Source organism: Bradyrhizobium sp. Mp19 (assembly GCF_029952935.1).
Lineage (GTDB): Bacteria > Pseudomonadota > Alphaproteobacteria > Rhizobiales > Xanthobacteraceae > Bradyrhizobium > Bradyrhizobium elkanii.
In genome coordinates this window covers 125,311-137,512 of the sequence record NZ_JASAUT010000019.1, presented here as the reverse complement: position 1 = coordinate 137,512, position 12,202 = coordinate 125,311, and the positions used below count along the sequence as shown (strand labels likewise).

Here is a 12,202-nt window from a genome sequence, read left to right as displayed (position 1 = left end):
TTCCGATCGCGCCATCGCCTTACCAGGGCAAATGCCGCGCTCGCAACTCATAGGGTCACAAGCTCTGAGGTGCGAGCGAAGCGAGCCTCGAAGGATGAATCGGCCACCAGCCGGGCCGTCGACCCTTCGAGGGCTGCTGAAGAAGCGGCCACCTCCAGCGACAACGGCGAAGCCGTTGCGCGGGGGTGACGGTGATAGATTGAGCGCGTAGCGTCGGTTCTGTCATTGCGAGGGGCGATGGATTGCTTCGCTTCGCTCGCAATGACGGGAGGACTTGCGTGTCCTCAGCCGTTCCGTCGCGCGCCGCGCAGGGTCGGCAGGCCGATGCCGGCGGCGTCGAAGCCGCCGTCGACGGCGAGGATCTGTCCGGTGATGTAGCTGGCGCGATCCGAGCACAGGAAGAAGATCGCTTCCGCCAGCTCCTCCTCCAGCCCATAGCGGTTGAGCGGGATGGCGTCGTGATAGTCGGCGCGGATCTCCGGTGTGTGGACGGCCTTGGCCATCGCGGTCTCGACCGGCCCGGGCGCGACGCCGTTGACGCGGATGCCGAGCGAGGCGAGCTCGACCGCGAGCTGCTTGGTGAGATGCGCGAGGCCGGCCTTGCTGGTGCCGTAGGCCGAGCGCAGCGTCGAGGCGCGCACCGCCGAGATCGAGGTGATGTTGACGATTGCACCGCCGCCATGCTCCCGCATTAACGGCGCGGCCGCTTTGGTGCACAGGAACGGGCCGGTGAGGTTGACCGCCATGATCCGGCTCCAGTCGGCGTCCGAGGTCTCCAGCACCGGCGTGAACACGGCAATGCCGGCATTGTTGACCAGCGCGTCGAGCCGGCCGAACCGGTCCGTGATCGCAGAGATCGCGGCTGCCACGCCAGCGGCATCTGATACGTCGCAGGTGAGCGCCAGCGTGTCGTCGGGCTGCTTCAGCGCCGCGACCGCCGCGCGCAGCAATTCGCCCTCGATGTCGAGCAGTGCGACGCGCCAGCCGTCGGCGAGAAAGCGTTTCGCCGCGGCAAGCCCGATGCCACGCGCGGCGCCGGTCACGAGTGCGACTTTGGGGGAAGCGGAATTCATCGGATGGTCCATCGGTTCGGGCAGGAAGTCCCGACCGTCTGCGACCTTTACCTGGTGATGTCAACCTGAGAGGCGCTCAACTGGCTCGGCCGTCATTGCGAGGAGCGATAGCGACGAAGCAATCCATTCTTCCCGTGTGGCGAGGTGGATTGCTTCGCTTCGCTCGCAATGACATGGGTGCGACGGCCGTTCTATACTCTTTCAGCATGGGAAGAAGGCGCGTCTCGAAGGATGCACGGCCCCCAGCCCGGGCCGCCCATCCTTCGAGGATCGCACCGTGGCTTACGCTGCGAGTTCGGCAGAGGCGCGCTGCATGTTGGTGGACATGTCCTGCGTGACGATGCTCTGCTCCTCGACCGCGGCGGCGGTGGAGGTGATGTATTCGTTAACGCCGGCGATCGCCGCCTTGATCTCGGACAGCGAGCTCACGACTTCGGCGGCGATCGAGTTCAGCGCGTCGATTTCAGAGGAGATCGTGTCGGTCGCCTGCTTGGCCTGATTGGCGAGGCTCTTCACCTCGGAGGCAACCACCGCGAAGCCGCGGCCGGCTTCGCCGGCGCGCGCCGACTCGATCGTGGCGTTGAGCGCCAGCAGGTTGATTTGCCCGGTGATGCTCGAGATCATCTCGACGATGCCGCTCATCGCCTGAGCTGCGGCATTGAGCTTCTGCGCCTGTCCGTCCGCAGCCTCGACCCGGCCGGTGGCGACCGCGGCGTTCTGCTTCGACTTGGTCATGGTTTCCGAGATCTCGCGGATCGAGGCGCTCATCTCCTCGCTACCGGCGGCGACCGCCTCGATCAGGCCGCGCGCGCTGTCGGTAGCATACTTCACCACCTTGTAGGGCTTGCCGTTGAGATCGAGGATCGGGTTGTAGGAGGCTTGGATCCAGATCTCGCGGCCGCCCTTGGCGATGCGCTTGTATTCGGCGGCCTGGAATTCGCCGCGGTTCAGCGCCCCCCAGAACTCGCGGTAGCCGGCCGCGCTCGCCTCAGTGGGCTCGACAAACATGCTGTGATGCTTGCCCTGGATATCGGCAAGCGAATAGCCCATCGCGGCGAGGAAGTTCGGGTTCGCGGTGCGGATCGTGCCGTCCATGTTGAACTCGATCACCGCCTGCGACTTGCCGATCGCATCGATCTGGCCGTCATTGTCGGCGGTTTTCACCTTCTGCTGCGTGACGTCGGTGGCGAACTTGACGACCTTGAACGGCTTGCCGCGGTCGTCGAGGATCGGGTTGTAGGTGGCGAGGATCCAGATTTCCTTGCCGCCCTTGCCGAGCCGCTTGAATTCGCCGGCCTCGAACGTGCCCCGGTTCAGCCGTGCCCAGAAGTCGCGATAGGCCGCGCTGTCGCGGTCGGCCGGCGGCACGAACATGCTGTGGTGCTTGCCCTGGATCTCGGCGAGCGAGTAGCCGAGCGCGCTTAGAAAATTCTCGTTGGCATTGACGATGGTGCCGTCCATGTTGAACTCGATCACCGCCTGCGCCCGGCCGATCGCGGCGATCTTGCCGGCCTCCTCCATGCTGTGAATCTTCTGCGCCGTGATGTCGGTGGCGAACTTGATCACGCCGACCGGCTTGCCACTTTTGTCCAGGATCGGGTTGTAGGAGGCCTGGATCCAGATCTCGCGGCTGCCCTTGCCGATGCGCCTGTATTGCGCGGCCTGAAACTCGCCGCGGTTCAGGTTGGCCCAGAACGCGCGATAGTCCTGGCTGTCGCGAATGGCCGGATCGACGAACATGCTGTGGTGCTTGCCCTTGATCTCGTCGAGCGTGTAGCCCATCGCATTCAGGAAGTTCTCGTTGGCGTCGACGATGGTGCCGTCGAGCTTGAACTCGATCACCGCCTGCGACTTGCCGATCGCGGCAGTCTGCGCCAGCGCATTCTCGATCTTGGCCTTGTTGCTGAAACTGAACATCAGGGCTCCGTGAAGGTCCAAATGAAAGGGATGGGGAAAAGCGGATCGCGGCAACTCACGGAAAGGTTGCAGCGAGCCGTTTAGCATCGGTAAAGCCTGTTGCTCACGCGCGCCTGGCACGATCTGCATAATGCGCCGATGCACCCGCGCATCTCTTTCAACTTGCGGCGTATTTTTTCAGTATGCACGTTATCATCCGTAGCCTGCATGCGATGTTCACCGTAATCTTACGGGCGAAAATCGATGACGACCTTCGTCTGATGCGGATGATCGCAACGCGTTCGCTTCAGCAGCGCTGATAGGCCTATTACGAAGTTTGATATTACCGGCCGCTTCGCCGATCGATCTCGCTCTCTGATTCGCGTCCTCGATGATGGCGCGTCGAGGTTCGAGTATCTGCTCACCGCGATCGCAAAATAATCGTGGCACGAGATGTCGGCCGGGCGGACTCCGATTCGTCCTCCGGGCACTGGTTCCATGATGGAGTTCCGATGTCGCTCACCCTGCATTACCACCCGCTGTCCTCGTTCTGCTGGAAGGCGCTGATTGCGCTCTACGAGAACGGCACGCCGTTCAAGCCGAACAAGGTCAATCTCGGCGATCCCGCCGAGCGCGCGGCGCTGCTCGCGCTATCGCCGATCGGCCGCTTTCCCGTGCTCCGCGACGAGACGCGGGGCGAGACGGTGCCGGAATCGAGCATCGTCATCGAATATCTCGACCGGCATTATCCCGGTGCCGTCAGGCTGATCCCCGAGGATCCGGACCTCGCATTGCAGACCCGGCTGCGCGACCGCTTTCTCGATCTCTATGTCCATCTGCCGATGCAGAAGGTCGTCGGCGACCGCCTGCGGCCTGCCGATCGCAAGGACCCCCACGGCGTCGCCGAGGCGCGGGCGCAGCTCCGCACCTCCTATGCGATCCTCGATCAGCAATGCGCGCAGGGCGGCTGGATGATGGGCGAGCATTTCTCGTTGGCCGATTGCGCGGCCGCGCCGACGATGTTCTACGGCAACAAGGTCGAGCCGTTCGGAGACGGCCATCGGCATCTGGCGGCCTATCTCGAGCGGCTGATGGGGCGGCCGTCCTTCGCGCGCGTCCTGAAGGAGGCCGAGCCCTATTTCGGCATGTTCCCGCAGGAAACCTGAAGCAAGCCGGCCTCCGATCCGGCTCCAAAAATAATTGTGGCGTGATGTCGCTTTCGCGGCGTCTCGTTCGTCATCTCTCTGAGGCCCGGGTTTCCGGAGCGCTGGCCGCTCCGGAGGCCCGGGCAATACGTGTGGGAGACGACATGGCTGCAGCTGGCAACAGGGCGGAGATCATCCGCTCCCTTTTCGCCGCCTACCTCGCCAATGACCGCGCGAGTGTCGAGGCGGTGTTCGCGGAGGACTTCCGCTTCTCGACGCCCTATGGCGAGAACATCGACAAGCCGGCCTATTTCGCCGAGTGCTGGCGCGACTCCGGCTGGATCGGCCGCCACGAGATCGAGCGCATCATGGTCGACGGCGTCGAGGCCTTCGTCACCTATCGCTGCGTCGCGCGTGACGGCAAGAGCTTTCGCAACACCGAGTTCTTCGTGTTCGACGGCGACAAGGTGTCGCGCATCGACGTCTATTTCGGCCCGTCGCATCAGGACGGCGAACTCGTCAGGCAAGAACGCTGAGGGCTGTGGCGCGCGATGCAATGACCTCCGAAATAATTTCGCAAACCCTGTCGGCGTGGCAAGCCCCGCGTCGTCCTTGAGACGAGCACCGGAGATACCGGCAAAGCAGCTGAACAAGACAACGGAGCAGGACGATGAAGTTCATGGTGATCGTGAAGGCGAGCAGGGATACCGAGGCCGGCGTGATGCCGAGCACCGAACTGCTCGCCGCGATGGGCAAGTTCAACGAGGAGATGGTCAAGGCCGGCGTCATGCAGGCCGGCGAGGGCCTGCACCCGACCAACAAGGGCGCGCGGGTCAAATATGCCGGCGGGCAGAGCACCGTGAGCCACGGACCGTTCAGCCTGACCGGCGATCTCGTCTGCGGCTTCTGGCTGATCGAGACCAAGTCGCTCGATGAAGCGATCGACTGGATGAAGCGCGCGCCGTTCGACGTCGGCTCCGAGATCGAAATCCGCCAGGTGTTTGCCGCGGAGGATTTCGGCGAGGCGCTGACGCCCGAACTGCGCGAGCGGGGAGAGCGCCTGCGCGCGCAGGTGGGCAGGAAATGACACCCGACGTCATTCCGCGATATCGCGCCGGCGATGCGCTCCGAATACATGATCTCCGTCGCAAGTCGCGGATTCCGGGCCGGCGCCGCGTGGGGCTTCCCGGCATGACGAGGGTGAAGATTGCGAGTGATTCAACAGGCAAGGAAATCCGACCAATGCGTTTCATGATGCTGATGATCCCGCTCGGCTACGAGTCCGCGCCGGCCAAGCTCGAGCTCGACCCCGAACGGGTCGCCGCGATGATGCGGTACAATCAGGCGCTGAAGGACGCCGGCGTGCTGATCACGCTGGAAGGCCTGCATCCGCCGGCTGCCGGCGCGCGCGTCAAGTTCGACACCGGCGTGCCGGTCGTGATCGACGGCCCGTTCACCGAGGCCAAGGAAGTGATCGGCGGCTTCTGGATGATCGAGGTCGCCTCGCGCGCCGAGGCAATCGAATGGGCCAGGAAATGCCCGGCCACCGCGAACGAGATGATCGAGATCCGCCAGGTGCAGGAGATGGCCGATTTCTCCGAGGAGGTGCAGCAGGCCGCCGCGACCTTCGAGCATCCGCAGGGCGGCTGGGGCAAGGCGCTGCGCTGACACCGCATGATCCGGCCTTGCAACACGTAGCGATGCCGCCGCACGGCGTCATCGCGCCAGCAAACGATCGTCAAACCAGCAACGACCACAATGGAGACGCAAGATGAGCACCAACACCTTCCTCGCCGTCTATCTCGGTGGCGGCAGCACCGGCTCGCGCATGGCCGCCTGGAACGCGCTGCCCGAGGCCGAACGGCGCGCCAAGGAGCAGCAGGGCATGGCGGCCTGGGGCGCCTGGGTCGAGAAGCACCATGACGTGATCGTCGAGATGGGCGGACCGCTCGGCAAGACCAAGAAGGTCGGGCAGGGCGGCGTCACCGACATCGCCAATCTGATGACCGGCTTCACGGTGGTGCGCGCGCCCTCGCATGAAGCGGCGGCAAAGCTGTTCGAGAACCATCCGCATTTTTCGATCTTCCCGGGCGAAGCCGTGGAGATCATGCCGGTGCTGCCGATCCCGGGGCGATAGGCAATCGTTTCTGGCCATGGGCTCCCTGAACCTCTCCCGCGCGCGGGGGTCGAGACGAGCGAAGCTCGCTCTTAGGTCGTCGCGCGCATCGCGGCGGATGGAGGCCCTCTCCACTGTGTAACTCGCGGAGAGGGCCTCCGCTCGCCATTGGCGAGTCGGGTCACGCCGGCCCGAGCAAATCTGAAAGCCCTGGAGTGGAGGTCTTGCGCCATGGCGAAGCTCGTCTTCGGACTGAACCAGTCGCTCGACGGCTATGTCGATCATCAGGCGATGGTGCCGGACACCGGGCTCTTTCGTCATTTCATCGAGCAGGTGCGCGGCGTGGCCGGCATGTTGTATGGCCGTCGCATGTACGAGGTGATGCGGTATTGGGACGACGACCTTCCTGATTGGGATGCGGAGGAGCGCGACTATGCGGCAGTGTGGCGGAGACGGCCAAAGTGGGTCGTGTCGCGCTCGCTCAAATCCGTCGGACCCAACGCGACACTGGTCGAGGGGGACCTTGAGGCGGCGGTGCGCGGGCTGAAGGCCCGGCTCGACGGGGAGATCGAAGTCGCCGGGCCGGACCTGGCGGGGAGTCTGACCGAGCTTGGCCTGATTGACGAGTATCGACTGTACCTCCGGCCCATCATACTCGGGCACGGCAAGCCATTCTTCGTCGGGCCCCGCGCGCCGCTCCGCCTGGTGGCAAGCGAGCGGATAGGCGAGAACACGATCAGGTTGACCTACGTCCCCGCCTAGTCATGCAACCCGCCTGACGGCGGGGCGCGGAAGCCCCCGATTGACTGGTCCGTTAATCTTGATTGACGCGCCGCCGCCCCGCTAGTGACCTTTACCGCCGGCTCATGTAAAAGCCGTTCACATGAGCTGGCGCAAGGACCAAGGCCGCGCCGAGCGCGGCTATCATCACGGCAATCTCAAAGAGGCGTTGCTGCAGGCCGCCCTCGACCTGATCTCGAAGAAGGGGCCGGCCGGCTTCACCTTCGCCGATGCCGCGCGGATGGCCGGCGTCAGCCCCGCCGCGCCGTACCGCCACTTCCGCGACCGTGACGAACTGATCGCCAGCATCGCGCAGCGCGGCTTCGAGCAGTTCGAATCGCTGCTGACGCAGGCCTGGGACGACGGCCGCCCCGACACCGTCACGGCGTTCGAGCGCGTCGGCAAGGCCTATCTCGCCTTCGCCCGCGAGGAGCCCGCGTTCTATTCGGCGATGTTCGAATCCGGCCTGCCGGTCGATTCCAATCCGACCCTGATGGCCGCGAGCGAGCGCGCCTTTGCGATCATCCGCGCCGCCGCCGAACGGCTCGCGGCACTGGCGCCGCCCGGCATGCCGCGTCCGCCGGCGATGATGATGGCGCTGCACATCTGGGCGATGTCGCACGGTGTCGCCTCGCTGTTCGGCCGCGGCGATGCCGCGCGGCGCAAGCTGCCGATGTCGCCGGAGGAGCTGCTCGAGGCCGAAGTGTTGATCTATCTGCGCGGGCTGGGCTTCCCGACCGACCGCAGGCCTGGAACCGCGGCAGCCGACGAAAAGCCGGCCGGTCCGTGGGGCAAGCCGAAATAAGGTTCAACGGCAGAGCCAAAAATAATCCGAAGGGTGCGTCATCCGCGCTGCTTGACTTTCCCAAGGGATCGGCTACCTATGTAAATGTTATTTACATTCACAACGGCGTGATGCCGTGATGGAGAAGGAAATGGCCTACACCGCTGATGTCAATCGCTGGCGCGGCCCCGTCGAAGAGCCCTACCGTCCCTACTTCTACGCGACGCCGTGGCATCCCCTGAAGATCGCCGGGATCATCCTCGGCTTCATGATCTGGTGGCCGATCGGCCTCGCCCTTCTCTTTTTCACACTCGGGAGCAGAAAGATGGCCTGTTGGAGTCACAACGACATGGATCGCTGGCAGAACAAGATGGAGCGGATGCAGGACAAGATGGAGCGGATGAAGAGCCGCATGGAGCGCCGCGGCTTCCCGTTCGGCGGCTTCGGTCCGCCCTCCAGCGGCAACCGCGCCTTCGACGAGTACCGCCAGGATACGCTGCGCCGTCTCGAGGAGGAGCAGGTCGAGTTCAAGAACTTCCTCGATCGCCTGCGTCACGCCAAGGACAAGGAAGAGTTCGACGCCTTCATGGCGCAGCACAAGACCCGTCCGACCCCGCCGAGTGACCAGCCGCCGCAGGGCTGATCGTGCGAGGCAAGCACTGAGCCCTCAGGCGATGTGCCCCCATAGAACCTGATGGCCCTGAGCCGCCCGTTTGCGATGAGCAAGCGGGCGGTTTGCATTTTGGGGCGGTGACGCCCACTCTATCGTTTGGGAATCCGGACGATGAGGTGAAGACCATGGCGGGATCGGTGACTGTGACGGCTGGCGATCTCTGGCTTGCGATCCGGCGCGAAGCGGCAGCCGCGATCGCGGCTGATCCCTTCCTCGAGGCGTCGGCCGCCTTCATCCTCGATCAGGGTGACCTTGGCGGCGCTCTCGCCTTTCTGATCGGCCGGCATATCGGCCGCGCGGAAGAGGATCGTGCGCAGTTTATGCGCGCGGCCCGCGAAGCCTATGCGGCCGAGCCCGCGCTGGTCGATGCCGCGGCCACCGATCTCACAGCCATCGTGCGCCGTGATCCGGCGATCACGGGCTTCCTGCCGCCGCTGCTCAACTTCAAGGGCTTCGTCGCGCTGCAAGCGTGGCGGGTATCGAACTGGCTGTGGCGCGAGGACCGCCCCGACCTTGCGCTCATGATGCAAAGCGCGACGGCGGACCAGTTGCAGATCAGCATTCACCCGTCGGCCCGGATCGGAACCGCTGTGTTCCTCGATCACGGCACCGGCATCATCATCGGCGCGCTGGCCTCGGTCGGCGACGAGGTCACGATTTTGCAGAACGTCACCATCGCGCGGCATCAGGATGATCCGCGCCGCGCGCCGAAGATCGGCCGCGGCGTGCTGCTCAGCGCCGGCGCCACGGTGATCGGAAATCTCTCGATCGGCGATTTCGCCAGGATCGGCGCCGGCGCGCTTGTCACGACGGATGTGCCCGCCGGCTGCACCGCCGTCGGCGTGCCGGCGCGGCTAACGAATTGCGCGGAGGCGGGGACGTTTTCGTGAGGTGAGCACTCTCGGCCGGCGCTTAGTGAGGTGAGCACACTCTCAGGCTCCCTCTCCCCTTGCGGGAGAGGGTGGGGAGAGGGGTGGCCCCGGGCGTGGTGTCAGAGTGGATGATGCTGTTGCATCAGCGCGCAGCAGGTGTCGCCGCTCTAACTGAGTGCGGAGCAAGCGGTACCCCTCTCCCCAACCCTCCCCCGCAAGGGGGGAGGGAGCCCTACTAGCGTGCTCGCCTCACTGCAAGATGCGAAGCGACCGCCCCTCACACATTCGACCCATGGATCGCGTCGATCACCGCGTCGGTGACTTCCTTGGTCGTCGCCTTGCCGCCGACGTCGGGCGTCAGCACGCCGGCGGCGCACACCTTCTCCACCGCCGCCATCAGGCGCGCCGCGGCGTCCTTCTCGCCGAGATGCTCCAGCATCTGCGCACCGGTCCAGAAGGTCGCGACCGGGTTGGCGATACCCTTGCCGGTGATGTCGAAGGCCGAGCCGTGGATCGGCTCGAACATCGAGGGGTAACGGCGCTGCGGGTCGATGTTGCCGGTCGGCGCGACGCCGAGGCTGCCGGCGAGCGCGCCGGCGAGGTCGGAGAGAATATCGGCGTGCAGGTTGGTCGCGACGATGGTGTCGAGGCTCCTCGGATTGAGCGTCATCCGCACCGTCATGGCGTCGACCAGCATCTTGTCCCAGGTGACGTCGGGGAAGTCCTTCGCCACCTCGGCGGCGATCTCGTCCCACATCACCATGCCGTGGCGCTGCGCGTTCGACTTGGTCACCACGGTGAGGAATTTGCGCGGCCGCGACTGCGCCAGCTGGAACGCATAGCGCATGATCCGCGTCACGCCGACGCGGGTGAAGACAGCGACTTCGGTGCCGACTTCCTCCGGCAGGCCCTTGTGCGCGCGGCCGCCCATGCCGGCATATTCGCCTTCGGAATTCTCGCGCACGATCACCCAGTCGAGATCGCCGACGCCGACATTGCGCAGCGGCGAGGCGACGCCGGGCAGGATCTTTGTCGGCCGCACATTGGCGTATTGGTCAAAGCCCTGGCAGATCGGCAGACGAAGGCCCCACAGCGTGATGTGGTCGGGCACATCGGGCGCGCCGACCGCGCCGAAATAGATCGCGTCGAAGTTCTTCAGCTCCGCGAGCCCGTCGGCCGGCATCATCACGCCGTGCTTCTTGTAATAGTCCGAGCCCCAGTCGAAGGTTTTGACATTGAAGCTGATGTCGCCGCTGCGCTTCGCCAGCGCCTCCAGCACGCGGACGCCCGCGGAGATCACTTCGGGGCCGATGCCGTCGGCGGGGATGGCGGCGATGGAATGGGTACGCATGGGTTGTCTCCGGATGTTAGCGGGTTCGCACGGGATTGGGTTGCGGTTCGGATTGTGCCGGCGCGCTCTGTGCCCGCGACAGCAGCAGCGTGAGCACGGCCGAGAGCACCAGGAGGCCGGCGACGAAATAAAGACCGCCGTCGAAACTGCCGGTGCGTTCCTTGATCCAGCCGATCATCGCAGGCCCGACGAAGCCGCCGAGGTTGCCGATCGAGTTGATGGTGGCAATCCCGGCCGCCGCGGCCGAGCCCGACAGGAACATGGTCGGCATGCTCCATAGCGGCGGCTTCGACGAGGAGATGCCGATATTGACCAGCGTCAGCGCAACGATCACGGCGGCAAGGCCGGTCCACAGCCCGGCAAGCGCAAGTCCCGCCGCGGCCATCAGGCAGGCCAGCACCACGTGCCAGGTGCGCTCGCCGGTACGGTCGGAATGCCGCGCCCACAACACCATCGCGATCACGGCAACTGTCGCCGGTACCGCACTGAGGAAGCCGACCTGGATCGACGACAGGCCGAACGCCTTGATGATCTGCGGCGCCCACACCCCGAGTGTGTAGAGCCCGGCCGAGGTGCCGAAATACACCAGCGCCAGCGCCAGCACGCGCGGGTCGGCGAGGCCGCGCCAGATGCTGTGGCTGGCGGTTGAGGCCTTGCCGTCGCTCTCCGCCTTCATGGTCTTGACCAGCCAGGCGCGTTCGTCGTCGGCAAGCCATCTGGCCTGCTCCGGACGGTCGGTCAGAAAGCCCAGCACGACGAAGCCGAGCAGCACGGCGGGCACCGCCTCCAGCACGAACAGCCATTGCCAGCCCTTGAAGCCGAGCATTCCGTCCATCTCCAGCAGCGCACCTGAGAGCGGCGAGCCGAGCACGGTCGAGAGCGGTGCCGCCGCCATGAACAGCGCGGTGACGGCGGCGCGCTGCCGCGCCGGGAACCAGTAGGAGAGATAGAGGATGATGCCGGGGAAGAAGCCGGCTTCGGCGGCGCCGAGCAGGAAGCGCAGCACGTAGAAGCTGGTTGCGCCCTGCACCAGCGCCATCGCCGCCGAGACCAGGCCCCAGGTGATCATCACCCGCGCGATCCAGATCCGCGCGCCGATCTTGTGCAGGATGATGTTGGAGGGCACCTCGAACAGGAAGTAGCCCCAGAAGAAGATACCGGCGCCGAAACCATAGACGGTCGGCGACAGGCCGATGTCCTTGTTCATGGTCAGCGAGGCGAAGCCGATATTGACGCGGTCGATGAAGGCCACGAAGTACAGCAGCATGATGAACGGCACGATGCGCAGTGAGATCTTGCGCAATACACGCGTGCCAAGCTCGCTTTCCATGGGCTTCTTCCCCGGGTTCGTGTTCTTTTTCGTCGTGATGAATGTGGGGTTGAGGTGGCGCCTGTAGTCTCCGTTCCACCTCTCCCGCTTGCGGGGGAGGTCGCATCGCATCTTTGATGCGATGCGGGTGGGGCTCTCTCCGCGCTACGATTCGTGGAGAGAGCCCCTGCCCCAGCCCTCCC

13 protein-coding genes are annotated in these 12,202 nt (G+C 65.0%); 9 read left to right on the top strand and 4 right to left on the bottom strand.

Translation table 11 applies throughout. The features are described from left to right. Positions 1–284: 284 nt before the first annotated feature. Positions 285–1,073: an SDR family oxidoreductase gene (locus QJT82_RS21670; protein ID WP_028341382.1), complete on the bottom strand. Its 789-nt coding sequence runs from the start codon at positions 1,071–1,073 to the stop codon at positions 285–287. 282 nt (positions 1,074–1,355) lie between these two features. Continuing rightward, the gene (locus QJT82_RS21665) at positions 1,356–2,990 is read right to left on the bottom strand and encodes a PAS domain-containing methyl-accepting chemotaxis protein (RefSeq protein ID WP_028341381.1); all 1,635 of its coding nucleotides are present in this window, start codon (positions 2,988–2,990) and stop codon (positions 1,356–1,358) included. A gap of 491 nt (positions 2,991–3,481) precedes the next feature. Between QJT82_RS21665 and QJT82_RS21660 the strand changes: the two genes are divergently transcribed. From QJT82_RS21660 to QJT82_RS21620, 9 genes are all read left to right on the top strand, one after another. Further along, the gene (locus QJT82_RS21660) at positions 3,482–4,135 is read left to right on the top strand and encodes a glutathione S-transferase family protein (protein WP_028341380.1); all 654 of its coding nucleotides are present in this window, start codon (positions 3,482–3,484) and stop codon (positions 4,133–4,135) included. A 143-nt stretch (positions 4,136–4,278) separates the two neighbouring features. After that, positions 4,279–4,650, top strand: a complete 372-nt coding sequence (locus QJT82_RS21655; protein WP_028341379.1) for a nuclear transport factor 2 family protein — start codon at positions 4,279–4,281, stop codon at positions 4,648–4,650. Positions 4,651–4,784: 134 nt separating this feature from the next. Then, a complete protein-coding gene (locus QJT82_RS21650; protein WP_028341378.1) occupies positions 4,785–5,201 on the top strand; it encodes a YciI family protein in 417 nt (138 codons plus the stop codon). Positions 5,202–5,356: 155 nt separating this feature from the next. After that, positions 5,357–5,782, top strand: a complete 426-nt coding sequence (locus QJT82_RS21645; protein ID WP_028332843.1) for a YciI family protein — start codon at positions 5,357–5,359, stop codon at positions 5,780–5,782. A gap of 103 nt (positions 5,783–5,885) precedes the next feature. Beyond that, positions 5,886–6,251, top strand: a complete 366-nt coding sequence (locus QJT82_RS21640; RefSeq protein WP_028341377.1) for a YciI family protein — start codon at positions 5,886–5,888, stop codon at positions 6,249–6,251. A gap of 210 nt (positions 6,252–6,461) precedes the next feature. Continuing rightward, a complete protein-coding gene (locus QJT82_RS21635) occupies positions 6,462–6,992 on the top strand; it encodes a dihydrofolate reductase family protein (protein WP_028341376.1) in 531 nt (176 codons plus the stop codon). A 121-nt stretch (positions 6,993–7,113) separates the two neighbouring features. Then, positions 7,114–7,815 (top strand): TetR/AcrR family transcriptional regulator, encoded by a 702-nt coding sequence (locus QJT82_RS21630; RefSeq protein WP_028341375.1) that lies wholly within the window; start codon positions 7,114–7,116, stop codon positions 7,813–7,815. A 130-nt stretch (positions 7,816–7,945) separates the two neighbouring features. Beyond that, positions 7,946–8,437 (top strand): DUF2852 domain-containing protein, encoded by a 492-nt coding sequence (locus QJT82_RS21625; protein WP_028341374.1) that lies wholly within the window; start codon positions 7,946–7,948, stop codon positions 8,435–8,437. Between the two features lie 155 nt (positions 8,438–8,592). Next, positions 8,593–9,357 carry a serine acetyltransferase gene (locus tag QJT82_RS21620; RefSeq protein ID WP_028341373.1) on the top strand — a complete coding sequence of 255 codons (765 nt, stop codon included), beginning with the start codon at positions 8,593–8,595 and terminating at the stop codon, positions 9,355–9,357. 259 nt (positions 9,358–9,616) lie between these two features. On the opposite strand, the gene QJT82_RS21615 is transcribed toward QJT82_RS21620, so the two are convergent. Further along, a complete protein-coding gene (locus QJT82_RS21615) occupies positions 9,617–10,690 on the bottom strand; it encodes a tartrate dehydrogenase (protein ID WP_028341372.1) in 1,074 nt (357 codons plus the stop codon). Positions 10,691–10,706: 16 nt separating this feature from the next. After that, positions 10,707–12,020 carry an MFS transporter gene (locus QJT82_RS21610; RefSeq protein ID WP_028341371.1) on the bottom strand — a complete coding sequence of 438 codons (1,314 nt, stop codon included), beginning with the start codon at positions 12,018–12,020 and terminating at the stop codon, positions 10,707–10,709. Positions 12,021–12,202 lie beyond the last annotated feature (182 nt).

Bases quoted from the DNA above. Each gene is read 5' to 3' on its own strand.
- QJT82_RS21670 (WP_028341382.1), bottom strand. From the start codon at position 1,073: ATGAATTCCGCTTCCCCCAAAGTCGCACTCGTGACCGGCGCCGCGCGT.
- QJT82_RS21665 (WP_028341381.1), bottom strand. From the start codon at position 2,990: ATGTTCAGTTTCAGCAACAAGGCCAAGATCGAGAATGCGCTGGCGCAG.
- QJT82_RS21660 (WP_028341380.1), top strand. From the start codon at position 3,482: ATGTCGCTCACCCTGCATTACCACCCGCTGTCCTCGTTCTGCTGGAAG.
- QJT82_RS21655 (WP_028341379.1), top strand. From the start codon at position 4,279: ATGGCTGCAGCTGGCAACAGGGCGGAGATCATCCGCTCCCTTTTCGCC.
- QJT82_RS21650 (WP_028341378.1), top strand. From the start codon at position 4,785: ATGAAGTTCATGGTGATCGTGAAGGCGAGCAGGGATACCGAGGCCGGC.
- QJT82_RS21645 (WP_028332843.1), top strand. From the start codon at position 5,357: ATGCGTTTCATGATGCTGATGATCCCGCTCGGCTACGAGTCCGCGCCG.
- QJT82_RS21640 (WP_028341377.1), top strand. From the start codon at position 5,886: ATGAGCACCAACACCTTCCTCGCCGTCTATCTCGGTGGCGGCAGCACC.
- QJT82_RS21635 (WP_028341376.1), top strand. From the start codon at position 6,462: ATGGCGAAGCTCGTCTTCGGACTGAACCAGTCGCTCGACGGCTATGTC.
- QJT82_RS21630 (WP_028341375.1), top strand. From the start codon at position 7,114: ATGAGCTGGCGCAAGGACCAAGGCCGCGCCGAGCGCGGCTATCATCAC.
- QJT82_RS21625 (WP_028341374.1), top strand. From the start codon at position 7,946: ATGGCCTACACCGCTGATGTCAATCGCTGGCGCGGCCCCGTCGAAGAG.
- QJT82_RS21620 (WP_028341373.1), top strand. From the start codon at position 8,593: ATGGCGGGATCGGTGACTGTGACGGCTGGCGATCTCTGGCTTGCGATC.
- QJT82_RS21615 (WP_028341372.1), bottom strand. From the start codon at position 10,690: ATGCGTACCCATTCCATCGCCGCCATCCCCGCCGACGGCATCGGCCCC.
- QJT82_RS21610 (WP_028341371.1), bottom strand. From the start codon at position 12,020: ATGGAAAGCGAGCTTGGCACGCGTGTATTGCGCAAGATCTCACTGCGC.